The sequence below is a fragment of the Kitasatospora sp. NPDC094019 genome (assembly GCF_044764505.1).
In the GTDB taxonomy this organism is placed as follows: domain Bacteria; phylum Actinomycetota; class Actinomycetes; order Streptomycetales; family Streptomycetaceae; genus Kitasatospora.
Genome location: NZ_JBIWIF010000012.1, coordinates 84,329 through 99,249 on the forward strand (window position 1 = coordinate 84,329; position 14,921 = coordinate 99,249).

Sequence of the window (14,921 nt, forward strand, 5' to 3'; positions counted from 1 at the left end):
AGGAGTGCCAGTGGCCCACCCCTACATCCCCAACGCGGGGCCCGAGACCAGGGCGGCGATGCTCGCCGAGATCGGCGCCCCCGACGTCGCGGAGTTCTACCGCGACATCCCCGCCGACCTGCGGCTCGACCGCCCGCTCGACCTGCCCGCGCCGTACTCCGACGAGCCCGGCCTGGTCCGGCACATGCGCGGCCTGCTGGCCCGCAACACCGACCCGGCCGAGCTGCTGAGCTTCCTCGGCCACGGCTGCTACCACCACCACGTCCCGGCGGTGTGCGACGAGGTGAACGGCCGGGGCGAGTTCCTCACCGCCTACGCCGGCGAGCCCTATGAGGACCACGGCCGCTTCCAGGCCCTCTTCGAGTACGTCTCGATGATGGCCGAACTGCTGGAGATGGACGTCGTCAACGTCCCCGTGTACGACGGCTACCAGGCGACCGGCACCGCCCTGCGGATGGCCGCGCGCCGCACCGGCCGGGCCAAGGTCCTGCTGAGCGGGGCGATCGCGGCCGACAAGCTGGCCAAGATCCGCGACTACCTCACCCCGGACGTCGAGGTCGTGCTCGCCCCGGTCGCCGACTCCGGCGAGATGGGCGAGGTCCGGCTCGACGACACCTTCGCCGCCCTCTACCTGGAGACGCCCACCGTGCACGGCGTGGTCGAGACCCGGGGCCGGGAGCTGGCCGAACTGGCGCACGGTGTCGGAGCGCTGCTGGTCGTCGGCACCGACCCGATCTCGCTCGGCGTGCTCGCACCGCCCGCCTCCTACGGCGCCGACCTGGTCTGCGGGGACATCCAGTCGCTCGGCATGCACCCCCAGTACGGCGGCGGCCAGGCCGGGTTCATCGCGAGCCACGACGACGAGCGGCTGGTCGCCGAGTTCCCGTCCCGGCTGTTCGGCATCGCTCCGACCGCCGTGCCCGGCGAGTACGGCTTCGGCGACGTCTTCTACGACCGGACCTCGTTCGCGCTGCGCGAGGAGGGCAAGGAGTGGGTCGGCACCGCGGCCGCCCTGTGGGGCATCACCGCCGGCGTCTACCTCGCCCTGATGGGGCCGCAGGGGATGCGGGAGATCGGTGAGACCGTCCTCGCCCGGACCCGTTACGCGATGCGCGCGCTGGCCGCGGCCGGCGCCGTCGTCCGCCACCAGGAGGCGGTGCACTTCCGGGAGTTCGCGCTGGAGGTGCCGGACGCCGACGCGCTGCTCGCCGAACTGCACGGCCGGGGCATCCTCGGCGGGGTGCGGCTCGGGGACCGCGAGGTCCTGGTCTGCGTCACCGAGCGGCACTCGACCGCCGACATCGACACCCTCGCGGCGGCCGTCAAGGACGCCCTCTCCGCGCTGGGAGGCGCCGAATGAGCTCGCACACCGAACCCTTCGCCAGCCTGCCGGTCACCCCCAAGCCGGGACTGCGGCGCTTCCACCAGGCCCGCTGGGACGAGGAGATCGTCTTCGAGCTGTCCCGGCCCGGCCGCCGCGGCGTCGGCGTCCCCGCGCCCGGCGCGCCCCTGGTCGAGCTGCCGGAGTCGGTCGCCCGCCGCACCCCGCCCGCGCTGCCCGAGCTCTCCCAGAACCAGGTGGTCCGGCACTACCTGCGGCTGTCCCAGGAGACCCTCGGCGCGGACTTCAACATCGACGTCGGCCAGGGCACCTGCACCATGAAGTACAGCCCCAAGGTCAACGACTCCTTCGTCCGTGACCCGAGGGTCGCCGCACTGCACCCGCTGCAGCCCGAGTCGACCGTGCAGGGCGTGCTGGAGATCTACTGGCGGCTGGAGCAGATCCTCAAGGAGATCTCCGGCATGGCCCGGGTGTCGCTGCAGCCGGGGGCGGGCTCCGCCGCGATCTACGCCAACATCGCGATGATCCGCGCCTACCACGCCTCCCGGGGCGAGGGCGGGCAGCGGGACCAGGTGATCACCACGATGTTCTCGCACCCCTCGAACGCGGCCTGCGCCAAGGTCGCCGGGTACGAGGTGATCACCCTCATGCCGGACGCCGACGGCAACCCGGACATCGAGTCGCTGCGGGCGGCGGTCGGTCCGCGCACCGCCGCCCTGATGATCACCAACCCGGAGGACACCGGGATCTTCAACCCGCGGATCAAGGAGTTCGTCGACCTGGTCCACGAGGCGGGGGGCCTGGCCTGCTACGACCAGGCCAACGCCAACGGCATCCTCGGCATCACCCGGGCCCGGGACGCGGGCTTCGACCTGTGCCACTTCAACCTCCACAAGACCTTCTCCACCCCGCACGCCTGCGGCGGCCCGGCGGCCGGCGCCTGCGGTGTCTCGGACGCGCTGGTGCCGTTCCTGCCCGGGCCGGTCGTCGACCGGGTCGAGCACGGAGGGGAGAACGGAGAAGACGGGGATGTCTTCACCCTGACCGCCCCCGAGCGCTCGGTCGGCAAGATCCGCCCCTTCCTCGGCGTCACCCCCAACGTGGTGCGTGCCTACGCCTGGGTGATGGCCCTCGGCGCCGAGGGCCTGCGCGAGGTCGCCGAGACGGCCGTCCTCAACAACAACTACCTGCTGGCGAAGGTCGCCCGGATCCCCGGCGCCTCCGTGCCGTGGGCCGACCGCCGCCGGGTCGAGCAGGTCCGCTACTCCTGGCAGGAGCTGACCGAGGAGACCGGCGTCCACTCCGAGGAGATCGGCATCCGCGCGGCGGACTTCGGCGTGCACTACTGGACCAGCCACCACCCCTACGTGGTGCCCGAGCCGTTCACCCTGGAGCCCACCGAGTCCTACTCCAGGGAGGACCTCGACGAGTATGCGGCGATCCTCGCCCATGTCGCCGACGAGGCCCGCAAGGACCCGGAGTTCGTCCGCAACGCGCCCTACCGTCAGACGGTGCACCGGATCGACCCGTCCTCGCTGGACGACCCGGCGCAGTGGTCGCCCAGCTGGCGCGCCTACCGCCGCAAGCACGGACAGTCCCGGGCATGATCGTCGGACTGATCGTGAACCCCGTCGCCGGCCTCGGCGGCGCCGTCGCCCTCAAGGGCAGCGACGGGCCGGACATCCAGGCCAGGGCGCTCGCGCTGGGGGCCGTCCCCCGGGCGGCCGAGCGCGCCGCCGCCGCGCTGCGCGCCCTGCGGGCCCGGCGGCCGGACGTCCTGGTGCGCACCGTGGCCGGCCCGATGGGCGAGGACAGTGCCCGGGCGGCCGGCGTCCCGTACCGACTGGAGCACCGGCCGGGGGCGACGCCGGCGTCCACCGGAGCGGCCGACACCCGGGCGGCGGTCGCGGCACTCGGCGAGGTGGACCTGCTGCTGTTCGCGGGCGGCGACGGGACGGCGCGCGACGTCCTGGACGCGGGGCCGCGCCCGCCGGTGCTCGGTGTCCCGGCCGGGGTGAAGGTCTACTCCGGCTGCTTCGCCGTCAGCCCGGCCGCGGCGGGCGCGACCGCCGCCGGGTTCGACGGCCGGACCGTCGACGCGGAGGTGGTCGACCTGGACGAGGAGGGCCACCGCGCGGGCCTGGTCGGCGCCCGGCTCTACGGCACGCTGCGGGTGCCGGCGGCCCGGGAGCGGCTGAGCGGGCGCAAGACCGGTTCCTCGGCGGCGCCGCCCGGCTCGGCCGACTCCATCGCCCGCGCGGTGGTGGCGGGCATGCGCCCCGGCACCGCCTACGCGCTCGGCCCCGGCGCGACCACGCTCGCCGTGGGGCGGGCGCTCGGGCTGGCGCTGACACCGCTCGGCGTGGACGTGGTGCGGGACGGCGCCCTGCTCGCCCCGGACGTGACCGAGCAGCGGCTGCATGCCATTGCCATGTCACAGGTCACGCATGGTGTGCTATCGGTGATCGGTGGGCAGGGTTTCGTGATCGGGCGCGGGAACCAGCAGTTCAGTCCCCGGGTCCTGGCCTCGCTCGCCGGGGTCGTCGTACTCGCCACCCAGCAGAAGCTCGCCGCGCTCGGCGGGCGGCCGCTGCTGGTCGACAGCGGCGACCCCCGGGCCGACGCCGCGTTCGACGGCCACGTCCGGGTGGTCACCGGACACCGTGAATCAGTGCTGTACCGCATCAGTTCGGCAAGTGAGGAGCTCTCATGAACACCCTGCGCAACAAGGTCGCCATCGTCACCGGCGGCGCCTCCGGCATCGGCCGGGCCACCGCCGAGCTGTTCGCGGCCGAGGGCGCGGCCGTGGTCGTCGCCGACCTCGCGGACGCGGGCGAGGTCGTCCGCGGGATCGAGGCGGCCGGCGGCCGGGCGGTCGCGGTGCGCGCCGACGTCTCCTCCGAGACCGACTGCGAGCGGATCGTCACCATCGCCGTGCAGACCTTCGGCGGGCTGCACGTGCTGTTCAACAACGCCGGCATCATCCGGCGCCAGACCGCGCTGGAGATCTCCGCCGACGACTGGGACCGGGTGATGGCCGTCAACGTGCGCTCCGTCTACCTGATGTGCCGCTTCGCCGTGCCGGCCATGACCGAGGGCGGGTCGATCGTCAACACCGGTTCCGGATGGGGGTTGAAGGGCGGCGGCAACGCGCTGTCCTACTGCGCCTCCAAGGCGGCGGTCGTCAACATGACCCGGGCGCTGGCGATCGACCACGCGGCCGCCGGCATCCGGGTCAACTCCGTCAACCCGGGCGACACCATGACGCCGATGCTCCGCGACGAGGCGCGCCAGCTGGACGAGGAATGGGCGGTGTTCGAGAAGGACGCCGCCGACCGGCCGATGGGCCGGGCCGGCACACCGCAGGAGATCGCCGCCGCGGTGCTCTTCCTGGCGGGCGACGCCAGCAGCTACATGACCGGCTCCGCCCTCGTCGTCGACGGCGGCGGGCTCGCCTGACACCCCCGCACCACCCCCTCCCGCGACAACCCCCACCCTCACGAAAGCCCAGGAGGCATCCGATGTCCGCTTTCACGAGAAGAACAGCCCTGGTCGCCGCCGCCACGGCACTGGCCGCCACCGTCACCGCGTGCAGCGGCACCAACGGCACGGGCGGCTCCGGCGACACCAAGGCCGACGGCGGCAAGGTCACGCTCCGCTGGTCGACCTGGGGCTCGGCCGAGGACATGGCGGTCTTCAAGACCTTCACCGACGAGTTCGCCAAGAAGCACCCGAACATCACCCTCAAGCTGGAGCAGGTCGCCTCCTACGAGGACTACCACCCCAAGCTGCTCACCCAGCTCACCTCGAAGACGGCGCCGGACGTCTTCTACGTCGGTGACGACTACATCGGCAAGCTGGTCGCCGACGGCGTGCTCTCCCCGCTCGACCAGCAGCTCGCCGGCCCGGACAGCCACAGCAAGCCGGCCGACTTCTTCGAGGGCATCTACGGCGGCGCCAAGAAGGACGGCGTCACCTACGGCGTCCCCAACGACACCAACCCCGAGGTGCTCTGGTTCGACAAGAAGGCCCTCGCCGCCGCCGGCATCACCGAGGACCCGGCCGCGCTGAACGAGGCCGGTCAGTGGACCACCGCGAAGTACCTGGAGATGAACGCCAAGCTCAAGGCGGCGGACCGGACCGGCACCATCTTCTGGAACTGGTACGGCGCCAACTACAGCGTCGTCAACGGCTTCGGCGGCAAGGTCTGGGACGGCGGCAAGTTCGTCGCCACCACCGACCCGAAGACCCGCCAGGCGCTGAAGACCCTCGCCGACGGCTACAAGGACAAGACCTTCGCCTCCGCCGACCTGCTGCCCGAGGGCAACGGCGCGGCCACCCAGTTCATCAAGCACAAGGCCGGCTTCTACGCCGGCGGCCGCTGGGTCATCGAGGGCATCGACAAGGGCGGCGACCGCGCGAGCTACGACATCGTGCCGTTCCCGTCCGAGAACGGGCAGCCGATACCCGGCGCCGTCGCCGCCTCCTACCTGACCGTCAACAAGGACAGCAAGCACCCGAAGGAGGCATTCACCTTCCTCACCGAGTTCGTCAGCAAGGAGGGCCAGCAGCTGCGGCTCAAGGGCGGCAGCGCCGTCCCCTCCGTCCGGGGCGCCGAGAGCCTCGTCACCGAGGGCAACTACCCCCCGCACGCCAAGACCTTCCTGGACGTCCGCGACCGGGGCTTCGCCAACTACCCCGACGAGGTGGCCGTCCCCGGCCTGACCAAGGCGATCAACGACCAGCTGATGAAGATCTGGGAGGGCAAGACCGGCTTCGACGAGGGCATGACCCAGCTCCAGACCCTGGTGGACGGCATGAAGGGCAAGCAGGGATGAGTGCCCTCACCCAGGCCGCGGCCCGGCGGCGGGAGCGTCCCGCCGCCGGCCCGGCGGGCGGCGCCCCCACCGCGCGCGGCGGCCGCGAGCCGCTCTGGCGCCGCCGCGACCGGCGGTGGGCCCTGGTCTTCCTCGGACCCCAACTGCTGGGCCTGCTGGTCTTCCTGGTCGGCCCGCTCGGCTTCGCCGTGGTCCTCTCCTTCATGCGCTGGGACGGTCTCGGTGACGCCACCTGGGTCGGCCTGGACAACTTCCGCACCCAGCTGACCGACCCGGAGTTCGGCCGGGCGGTGTGGAACACCGTCAAGATCGGGCTGATCACCGTTCCCGGCGGTCTCGCCCTGGCGCTGCTGATCGCCCTCGCCCTGCACGGGGTGCGCGGTCGGACGGCCTACCGGGTGGTCTACTTCCTGCCGGTGGTGACCAGTTCGGTCGCGGTGTCGGTGATCTGGCAGATGATCCTCGGCGGCGGTGCCGACGGCATCCTCAACGGGACCGTGCACGACATCCTCGGGATCACCCTGCCCGACTGGCTGGCCGATCCCGACTGGGTGGTGGTCGCGGTCTCGGTGGTGACCGTCTGGTCCTCGCTCGGCCTCAATGTGGTGATCTTCCTGGCCGGCCTCGCCACCGTCCCGACCAATCTGCTGGAGGCGGCCCGGATCGACGGCGCCGGCCCCTGGCAGACCCTGCGCTCGGTCACCCTGCCGCTGCTGTCGCCGACCGTGTTCTTCACCGTGGTGGTGTCGGTGATCAGCTCGTTCCAGGCGTTCGACCTCGTCTACGTCCTGGTCAACCCGGACCACAACGAGGGCGCCCAGACCATCGTCTACAAGGTCTACCAACAGGGCTTCCGGGAGTTCCACTTCGGACTGTCGAGCGCCGCCGCCCTGCTCCTGCTGCTGCTGACCCTGATCGTCACGGCGATCCAGTTCCAGGCGCAGAAGCGCTTCGTCCACTACGAGTCCTGAGGCGCCGCCATGACCGTCCGCCACTCCACCGCCCCCCGGCAGCTCCTCCTGCACACCGGGCTCGTCCTCGGCGGCCTGCTGATGCTGTTCCCCTTCGTCTGGATGGTCCTGACCTCCTTCAAGGGCGTCAGTCAGATGATCAACGAGCCGCTGTCCTGGCTGCCCACGCCCTGGCGCGCCCAGAACTACCCCGACGTGCTGAACGAGGTGCCGATCGGGCGCGCGTACTGGAACAGCATGTACATCGCGGCGATCACCGTCGCCGCCACCCTGTTCACCGGCGCGATGGCCGCCTACGCCTTCGCCCGGATCCCGTTCCGCGGCTCCGGACCGCTGTTCGGCCTGTTCCTGGCCACCCAGATGGTGCCCGCCCAGGTGACGATCGTGCCGCTGTACATCATGCTGGCCAAGCTCCAACTGATCGACTCCCACCTGGCGTTGATCCTGCCGGCGATCGCCAACCCGTTCGCGGTGTTCCTGCTGCGGCAGTTCATCCGGGCCGTGCCGGTCGAACTGGAGGAGGCGGCCCGGATCGACGGCGCCGGCCGCTGGACCATCTTCTGGCGGATCGTGCTGCCCAACATCCGGCCCGGCCTGTGGACGCTCGGGATCATCGTCTTCCTGGCCAGCTGGAACAGCTACTTCTTCCCGCTGGTCTTCCTCAACACCTCGGAGCTGTTCACCGTCCCGCTGCTGCTCGACTCCTTCAACTCCCAGCGCGGCGGCATCGACTACGGGCTCACCGCGGCGCTCTCCGCGATGACCGTGGTGCCGATGCTGATCGCCTTCCTGATCGGGCAGCGCAAGATCCTCAACAGCATGGCTTCCTCGGGCCTGGGAGGCCGCTGATGTCCCCCGATCCCAACCGCGCCGTCGAACTCGACCTCGACGAGCGGCCGTTCACCGAACGCGGCTCCCGGCTGCTGGTCACCGCCGGACCGGACGGGCTGCGGGTGGCCCGGGCCGAGTACGAGACCCGGCTCGCCGACACCGTCGAACTCACCGGGCTGGTGCTGCGCGACGCGGCCGGACACCCGCTGCCGGTCCGCTCGGCGACCCCCGCGGCCGTCGAATTCGTCGGTGGGGCAACGCTGTTGTTCGCCGACCCCGCCACCCTGGTGCTGACCGGGCACGGCGGCCACGCCTCCTGGCGGCTGCCCGACGGCACCGGGCGGGCACTCGCGCTCGACGGCTGCCACGTCCTGCACGGCCCGCCGGGGGAGTGGTCCGCCGCCGCCGTGCGCGCCGCCGCCGAGGCCCGCTGGGCGGCCTGGTTCGCCCGGATGCCGGCCGTCCGCCCCGACCTCGCCCCGGCCGCCGCGACGGCCTGGTGGACGCTGGCCGTCAACCTGCTGCCGGTCGCCGGCCGAGAGGGCCTCGTCCCGTCCAAGTACGGCTACGTGGGGGTGTGGAACTGGGACGCGCTCTTCCACGCCGTCGCCCTGCGGCACGCCGATCCGGCGCTCGCCCGGGACCAGATCCTGCTCTTCCTCAACCACCAACTGCCCGACGGCCGGCTCCCGGACGTGGTGCACGAGCACGGCGTGCTCGCCGACACCACCGACCTGCCCCGCGCCGACCACGCCCGGCTCGCCGAGCACGTCGGCAGCGCCAACGGCGCCCGGCCCGCCGCCGGACCGGTCCCGGTCACCAAGCCGCCGCTCGCCGCCTGGGCGGTCTGGAAGGTCCATCTGACCGACCCCGACCTGCCGTTCCTCGCCGCCGCCTACCCCCGGCTGGTCCGCGCCCACCGGTGGTGGTTCGCCGCCTCCGACCCGGACGGGGACGGCCTGCCCGAGTACCTGCACCCCTACTCCTCAGGGCTGGACGACAGCCCGGTCTGGGACTACGGCCCCCGTGCCGAACCGCCCGACCTCAACTCCTACCTGGTCCTGGAGGCCGACCGGCTGGCCGACATCGCCGACGCCCTCGGCCGTCCGGAGGAGGCCGCCGACTGGCGCACCCGGGCCGCCGCGCACGCCGAGCTCCTGGTCGCCCGGCGCTGGGACGGCACCCGCTTCACCACTCTGGCGGCCGGCGCCCCCGTACCCGTCCGCACCGCGCTCGACCTGATGCCGCTGTTCACCGGCCGGCTGCCCGCCGGCATCGCCGCCGCCCTGGAGAACACCCTCCGTTCGCCCGCGTACTGGGGCGAACGGCCCGTCCCCACCGTGGCCTTCGACGACCCGGCCTTCGACCCGGAGGCGATGTGGCGCGGACCGGTCTGGCTCAACGTCAACTACCTGCTGATCGAGGGCCTGCGCCGCTCGGGCTTCGCCGACACCGCCGAGGACCTGCGGGAACGGACCCTCGCCATGGTCCGCGACGGCGGGGGGCTCTACGAGTACTGGAACCCCCTCACCGGCACCCGGGCGCGGAGGGCGACCTCCGGTTTCGGCTGGTCGGCGGCGCTCTTCGTCGACCTGGCGGCGGAGGGGTAGGCGGGCCGGGGGCGGGGGAGGGGCGCCCCCGGGGCCCGGGGTTCCGGGCGCGCTACTCCGGCCCGCCCAGATACGGCCAGGCGAGGATGTAGCCGGCCAGGCCGACGAACAGCACGGCGGCGGCCACCGTCAGGGGCAGGCCGAGGAAGGTGCCCCAGACGAGGCCCCGGCCGAGGCCCGCCCGGCGGCGGACCAGGCCGGGGTTGCCGGGGTCGTAGCAGATGTCCACGGTGTCGGTGCGGACGACGCCCGGCTGGTCCTTGGCGGTGTGCTCCCGGTCGGCGCCCTCGGCGTCGGTGAAGGCGTACCGGGCGAAGTGGCTGGGGTTCTCCGTGTCGCCGTCGTCGTCGTGGCCGGTGACCCGGGCGGTCACCGTGACGCCGCGGCGGTAGAGCAGCCAGTCGGTCCGGAGCGAGGAGACGACGGCGTAGAGGCCGAGCACCGCGAGGACGGTGAACGGCAGGGTGAGCAGCCACGCCAGCGCGGGCTTGGACGCGATCCGGGGGTTCGCCGCCAGCGCCCGGGCGAGGAACGGCGCGACCAGCCCCGCCAGGTAGAACCAGACCAGCAGCTTCCGCCACGAGTCGAACGGCTTGACCAGCGGACTGCGTCCACGAGGGTCGACGGTGGTCGTGACCAGCGCGGCGCCGTCCACGGACCGGTCCGCCGCCGCCCGCTCGGGCAGTGCGGCGGAGGCCGTCCGGGCGAAAGCCTTCGCGGCCGCGCCGTTGTGGTGCGCGATCGGATACACCTGGGCCGGTCCTCCCACCGCGAGCAGCACCACGTCCACCCGGCCCGGTCGGGCGTCGATCCGGTCGATCGCCGTGACGGGTATCCGGTGGGTGGCACGGCGCCGCGTCAGGACGAGCGCGTCCCCGTCCAGCCGGGCGGTGTACCGGGTCCCGTGCAGCACCACGGCCGGCCGAAGATCATTCATGGCGTGCAGCGTAGTGGATCGCCATCGGGCGGACCGGGCCCCGGCCGACGCCGGTGGTCCCGTCACATGTGGGCGCTGATCCGCCCGCCGGCGGTGAGCACGATGTACACGCCGTTGGCGACGGCGCCGATGTCGTGCTGGTCGGCGTCCAGGGTGTCCATCACGGCGTTGTCGAGGCCGAGGATCTGGGCCCGGTAGTGGAGTTCGCCGACCTTGGTGAGCTTGGCCGTCCAGCCGCCCGCGAGCTTGAAGGTGCCCGGACCCTGGTGGGCGCCGCCCATCCAGGAGTGGACCGTGCCGTCGACGGAGAGCACCACGAACATGTCGTTGGCGTCGAGACCGGCGTCGGCGTCCTTGGTCTCCAGGGTGGCCAGGACGGAGCCGCGGGCGACGATCCTGGCGGTGTAGTTCTGGTTCCCGGTGGGCTGGACCTCCGCCGTGCTGATGCCGTCGACCAGGGGGAAGCTCTTGCCCGGGGACTTCGGCTTGGCGGTGGCGGCCGGTGTGGTGGCCGGAGCGGTGACGGGCGCGGTCGTCCGCGGCGCCGTGGGCGTCGCCGTCGCCGACGCGGCGGGAGCGGTCGTGGGCGCGGTGGAGACCGGCGGCGCGGTGACGGGCGGAGTGGCGACGGGCGCGGTGGTGACGGCCGGCGCGGTCGTGGTGGCGGCGGCGCCGGCGGCCGTGTCGGACTCGGGGCCGCAGGCCGTCGCCACGGGCACGATCAGGGCGACCGTCAGGATCGCTCCCGCCAGCGTGCGGACGGTGGTCGGGCGGTGGGTGGCCTTGCGGGACATGGGGGATCTCCTGAGCGGTGTGCTGGGTGGCCGTGCGGCGCCGTGCACGATCGAACGTAGTGCGAACAATCGACGGAATCGGGCCTTCCGTGTCACCGGACTGCAACGCCTGCGGCAGACTGGACGCCCGACCACCCGACGAGCCGGGGGAGTACCGGGTCATGACGTTTCCTCATCCTGTCGCCGACCGGTTCGCCGCCCGTCGTGAACGTGTGCTGCGGGAGGCCGTGCGGCACCGGCTGCTCGACCCCGAGGACGCGCTGCTCGCCGCCTTCGTCGACCTCGACGGCGTGGCCGCGAGCGTCGCCGCGCTCCGCGCCGCCTTCCCGACCCCGCCCGACGTCCTGCACACCTTCGCCGCCAAGGCGAACTGCCTGGTCCCGCTGCTGGCCCGGCTGCGGGAACTGGGCCTCGGCTGCGAGGTGGCCAGCCCCGGCGAGTTCGCCCAGGCGCTGGCCGCGGGCTTCGAACCGGAGCGGATCGTCCTCGACTCGCCCGCGAAGACCCGCCGGGAACTGGCCGCCGCGCTGGAACTCGGCGTCGCCGTCAACATCGACAACTGGCAGGAACTGGAACGCGTGGACGCCCTGGTGGCGGCCGGGACGCCCCGCTCCCGGATCGGGGTCCGGGTCAATCCGCAGATCGGCGGCGGCGCGATCGGCGCCATGAGCACCGCCACCGCGACCTCCAAGTTCGGGATCGGCCTGGCCGACGAGGGGAACGCGAAGCGGCTGGTGGAGGCGTTCCGGGAGCGGCCCTGGCTGACCTGGGTCCATGTGCACGTCGGCTCCCAGGGCTGCCCGCTCGACCTCATGGCCGAGGGTGTCGCCCGGGCGGTGGCGTTCGCCGGGCGGGTGAACGAGGAGCTCGGGCAGCGCCGGGTGGTCGGCGTCGACCTCGGCGGCGGGCTGCCCGTCAACTTCGCCGACGACACCACCGCGCCCACCTTCGCCGGGTACGCCGAACTGCTACGGGCCCGGGTGCCGGAACTGTTCGACGGCGGCTACCGGCTGGCGACGGAGTTCGGCCGCTCGCTGCTGGCGAAGAACGGGTTCACCGCCGCGTACGTCGAGTACACCAAGACCGCCGGCGGCCGCCGGATCGCGCTCACCCACGCCGGGGCGCAGGTCGCGACCCGCACCGTCCTCATGCCGGACGCCTGGCCGCTGCGGATCACCGCGCACCACCCCTCCGGCGCCGGGAAGGACGGCGTGCCGGTGCCGCAGGACGTCGCCGGGCCGTGCTGCTTCGCCGGGGACCTGGTCGCGACGGGCCGTCCGCTGCCGCTGCTGGAACCCGGCGACCTGGTCGCGCTGCTCGACACCGGCGCCTACTACGCGACCACCCACTTCCAGTACAACAGCCTGCCCGAACCGGCCGTGCACGGCTTCACGGTGGACGCGGCGGGCGCGGTGCGGTTCGTGCCGCTGCGCCGGGCGCAGCGCGTCGAGGAACTGCTCCGGCCGGTCGACTGACACCTTCGCCCGACCGGTCGTGACGGAGCGTCAGAACAGCAGGCCGGGCGGGGGTTCCCGGACGGTCGCGGGCGGGTATCACCCTGCCGCGGCCGCCGTCCCGGCCGCGGTGCAGACAGCCTCAGCATGTCGAAGGAGGCCGCGTCATGTCCGCCCACCCCCCTGCCGAAGCCCGGACCCCCGTGGATCCCGATCCCCGGGCCCAGGACGTCCGGACCGTGCGGCGCCTGCGCCTCGGCGTCGGTGTCCTCGGGTTCCTGCTGCCGATCGCCCTGCCGCTCGGCAATAGCCTCACCTCCGCCCGGGTCGCGCTGCTCAGTTCGATGAGCGCGTCCTACTACACCCATATGCGCAACGTCTTCGTCGGCGGTCTGTGCGCCGTCGGCGTCTTCCTGATCTGCTACCGCCACGACCGCCGGGAGGACCGGCTGAGCTCGGTGGCCGGGGTGCTGGCGATCGGGGTGGCCCTGTTCCCGACCGAGCCGCCGTCCGATCTGGTGCCGCATCCCAGCGGTGCCCAGACAACGGTGGGAATGCTCCATCTGGCCCTCGCCGCCGGCCTGTTCGGGGTGCTCGGGTACTTCTGCCTGCGGCTGTTCGCGGACTCCCCGGCGGCCGGCCGTCGCCGCCCGGCGCGTGACTGGGTGTACCTGGTCTGCGGCTGGGTGATCGTGGCCGGTGTGCTGACGGTCGCCGTGGCCGGGGTGCTGCACCTGGCCCGGGACTGGCCGCTGACCCTGCCCTACCTCGGCGAGGCGGTGTCGGTGTTCGCCTTCGGCGTGGCCTGGCTGGTGAAGAGCGAGGCCCTCCCGGCCCCGTTGCCCCGCGTCGTCCGCCCGGCGGCCGCAGCTCCCTGACCGGGCGTCGGGGTCCGGCCTCGGCGTCAGGGTTCGGGGTCCGGCCTCGGCGTCCGGCCCAGGGGGCAGGCGACCCGGTTCTCCTGCCCCCGCGGTGGCGCGGGACCTCTCCGACGTGCGAACACGCCCCGGTCCGGTGCGCCGGCCCGGGGCGTCCGGTGGCAGGATGCTTGCGGTCGGCACCGTGCCGGCCGGGGCGCGCCGCGGCGCCCGGGTCGGCCGCGGGGAGTGGAGGCGGCCCGATGAGCCGCGGCAAGCACCGGGTGGCCGTACTCGTCCTGGAGGGTGCGAAACCGCTGGACGTGGGCATTCCCGCGCAGGTGTTCTCCAGCCGGCCGAGCATGCCCTACACGGTCCGGGTCTGCGGCCCGGCGCCGGGCCTGGTGACCGGCGGCGACGGTCTGTCCTACCACGTGGCCGAGGGGCTGGAGGCGGTGGAGCACGCCGACACCGTGTTCGTCCCCGGCTACCGCGATCCGGCGACGACCGCGCCCCCGGCCGCCGTCGTCGAGGCACTGGTGGCCGCCCACGCCCGGGGCGCCCGGCTGGCGGCCATCTCGACCGGGGCCTTCGCCCTGGCCGCCACCGGACTGCTGGACGGCAGGCGGGCCACCACCCACTGGCACTACGCCAGGGCGCTGGCGGAGCGCCATCCGCGGGTCCGGGTCGACGAGAACGTGTTGTTCGTGGACGAGGGCGCGGTGCTCACCTCGGCCGGCGCGGCCTCCGGCATCGACCTGTGCCTGCACCTGGTGCGGCGCGACCACGGGGTGGGCCTGTCGAACCATGTCGCGCGGCGGCTGGTGGCGGCGCCGTACCGCAGCGGCGGTCAGGCCCAGTACGTGCCGCGCAGCGTGCCGGAGCCGCTGGGCGACCTCTTCGCGGGCACCCGGGAGTGGGCGCTGGCGCACCTGGCCGAGCCGCTCACGCTGGAGGGCCTGGCCCGGCACGCCCGGGTGTCGGCGCGGACCTTCTCCCGGCGGTTCGTCGAGGACACCGGTTACACGCCCATGCAGTGGGTGCTGCGGGCGCGGGTGGACCTCGCGCGGGAGCTGCTGGAGCGCACCGATCTGGGGGTGGAGCAGATCGCCGACCGGGTCGGGCTCGGCACCGGGGCGAATCTGCGGCTGCACTTCCACCGCGTCCTCGGCACCTCGCCCACCGAGTACCGGCACACCTTCGCGGCCCGCGCCGAGGGTTGAGCCGGGGGCCCGCGACGGGATCCCGGGCGTGATCGCGGGCCGGTGGCGGGATCCTTGCGACCGT

General features: G+C 73.2%; 13 protein-coding genes. 11 read left to right on the plus strand and 2 right to left on the minus strand.

Features of this window, described 5'->3' with window-relative positions; all coding sequences use genetic code 11:
- The first annotated feature begins 10 nt into the window (after positions 1-10).
- From gcvPA to ACIQ9P_RS25820, 8 genes are all read left to right on the plus strand, one after another.
- Positions 11-1,360 (plus strand): aminomethyl-transferring glycine dehydrogenase subunit GcvPA, encoded by a 1,350-nt coding sequence (gcvPA, locus tag ACIQ9P_RS25785; protein ID WP_402360578.1) that lies wholly within the window; start codon positions 11-13, stop codon positions 1,358-1,360.
- On the plus strand, positions 1,357-2,949 hold the full coding sequence (gene gcvPB / locus ACIQ9P_RS25790; protein WP_402360581.1) for an aminomethyl-transferring glycine dehydrogenase subunit GcvPB: 1,593 nt from the start codon (positions 1,357-1,359) through the stop codon (positions 2,947-2,949). Before gcvPA ends, gcvPB begins: the two co-directional genes overlap by 4 nt.
- The gene (locus tag ACIQ9P_RS25795; RefSeq protein ID WP_402360584.1) at positions 2,946-4,055 is read left to right on the plus strand and encodes an ATP-NAD kinase family protein; all 1,110 of its coding nucleotides are present in this window, start codon (positions 2,946-2,948) and stop codon (positions 4,053-4,055) included. The genes gcvPB and ACIQ9P_RS25795 overlap by 4 nt, the downstream gene beginning before the upstream one ends.
- Positions 4,052-4,801, plus strand: coding sequence for an SDR family NAD(P)-dependent oxidoreductase (locus ACIQ9P_RS25800; protein ID WP_402360587.1), 750 nt, complete (start codon positions 4,052-4,054; stop codon positions 4,799-4,801). The genes ACIQ9P_RS25795 and ACIQ9P_RS25800 overlap by 4 nt, the downstream gene beginning before the upstream one ends.
- Positions 4,802-4,863: 62 nt before the next feature.
- Positions 4,864-6,180: an ABC transporter substrate-binding protein gene (locus ACIQ9P_RS25805; RefSeq protein WP_402360590.1), complete on the plus strand. Its 1,317-nt coding sequence runs from the start codon at positions 4,864-4,866 to the stop codon at positions 6,178-6,180.
- Positions 6,177-7,151, plus strand: a complete 975-nt coding sequence (locus ACIQ9P_RS25810; protein WP_400743484.1) for a carbohydrate ABC transporter permease — start codon at positions 6,177-6,179, stop codon at positions 7,149-7,151. The genes ACIQ9P_RS25805 and ACIQ9P_RS25810 overlap by 4 nt, the downstream gene beginning before the upstream one ends.
- 9 nt (positions 7,152-7,160) lie before the next feature.
- Positions 7,161-8,000: a carbohydrate ABC transporter permease gene (locus tag ACIQ9P_RS25815; RefSeq protein ID WP_402360593.1), complete on the plus strand. Its 840-nt coding sequence runs from the start codon at positions 7,161-7,163 to the stop codon at positions 7,998-8,000.
- Entirely contained in the window at positions 8,000-9,592 is a 1,593-nt protein-coding gene (locus tag ACIQ9P_RS25820; RefSeq protein ID WP_402360596.1) for an amylo-alpha-1,6-glucosidase, read from the plus strand. Before ACIQ9P_RS25815 ends, ACIQ9P_RS25820 begins: the two co-directional genes overlap by 1 nt.
- Before the next feature lie 52 nt (positions 9,593-9,644).
- Here ACIQ9P_RS25820 and ACIQ9P_RS25825 read toward each other — a convergent pair whose 3' ends face one another.
- Both ACIQ9P_RS25825 and ACIQ9P_RS25830 read right to left on the minus strand, forming a co-directional pair.
- A complete protein-coding gene (locus tag ACIQ9P_RS25825; RefSeq protein ID WP_402360599.1) occupies positions 9,645-10,529 on the minus strand; it encodes a DUF3592 domain-containing protein in 885 nt (294 codons plus the stop codon).
- A 62-nt stretch (positions 10,530-10,591) separates the two neighbouring features.
- Positions 10,592-11,323, minus strand: coding sequence for a hypothetical protein (locus tag ACIQ9P_RS25830; RefSeq protein WP_402360601.1), 732 nt, complete (start codon positions 11,321-11,323; stop codon positions 10,592-10,594).
- 161 nt (positions 11,324-11,484) lie between these two features.
- Between ACIQ9P_RS25830 and ACIQ9P_RS25835 the strand changes: the two genes are divergently transcribed.
- From ACIQ9P_RS25835 to ACIQ9P_RS25845, 3 genes are all read left to right on the plus strand, one after another.
- Positions 11,485-12,798 (plus strand): diaminopimelate decarboxylase, encoded by a 1,314-nt coding sequence (locus tag ACIQ9P_RS25835; protein WP_402360604.1) that lies wholly within the window; start codon positions 11,485-11,487, stop codon positions 12,796-12,798.
- 146 nt (positions 12,799-12,944) lie between these two features.
- Positions 12,945-13,655: a DUF998 domain-containing protein gene (locus ACIQ9P_RS25840; RefSeq protein ID WP_402360607.1), complete on the plus strand. Its 711-nt coding sequence runs from the start codon at positions 12,945-12,947 to the stop codon at positions 13,653-13,655.
- A gap of 242 nt (positions 13,656-13,897) precedes the next feature.
- Positions 13,898-14,857 (plus strand): GlxA family transcriptional regulator, encoded by a 960-nt coding sequence (locus ACIQ9P_RS25845; RefSeq protein ID WP_402360609.1) that lies wholly within the window; start codon positions 13,898-13,900, stop codon positions 14,855-14,857.
- Positions 14,858-14,921 lie beyond the last annotated feature (64 nt).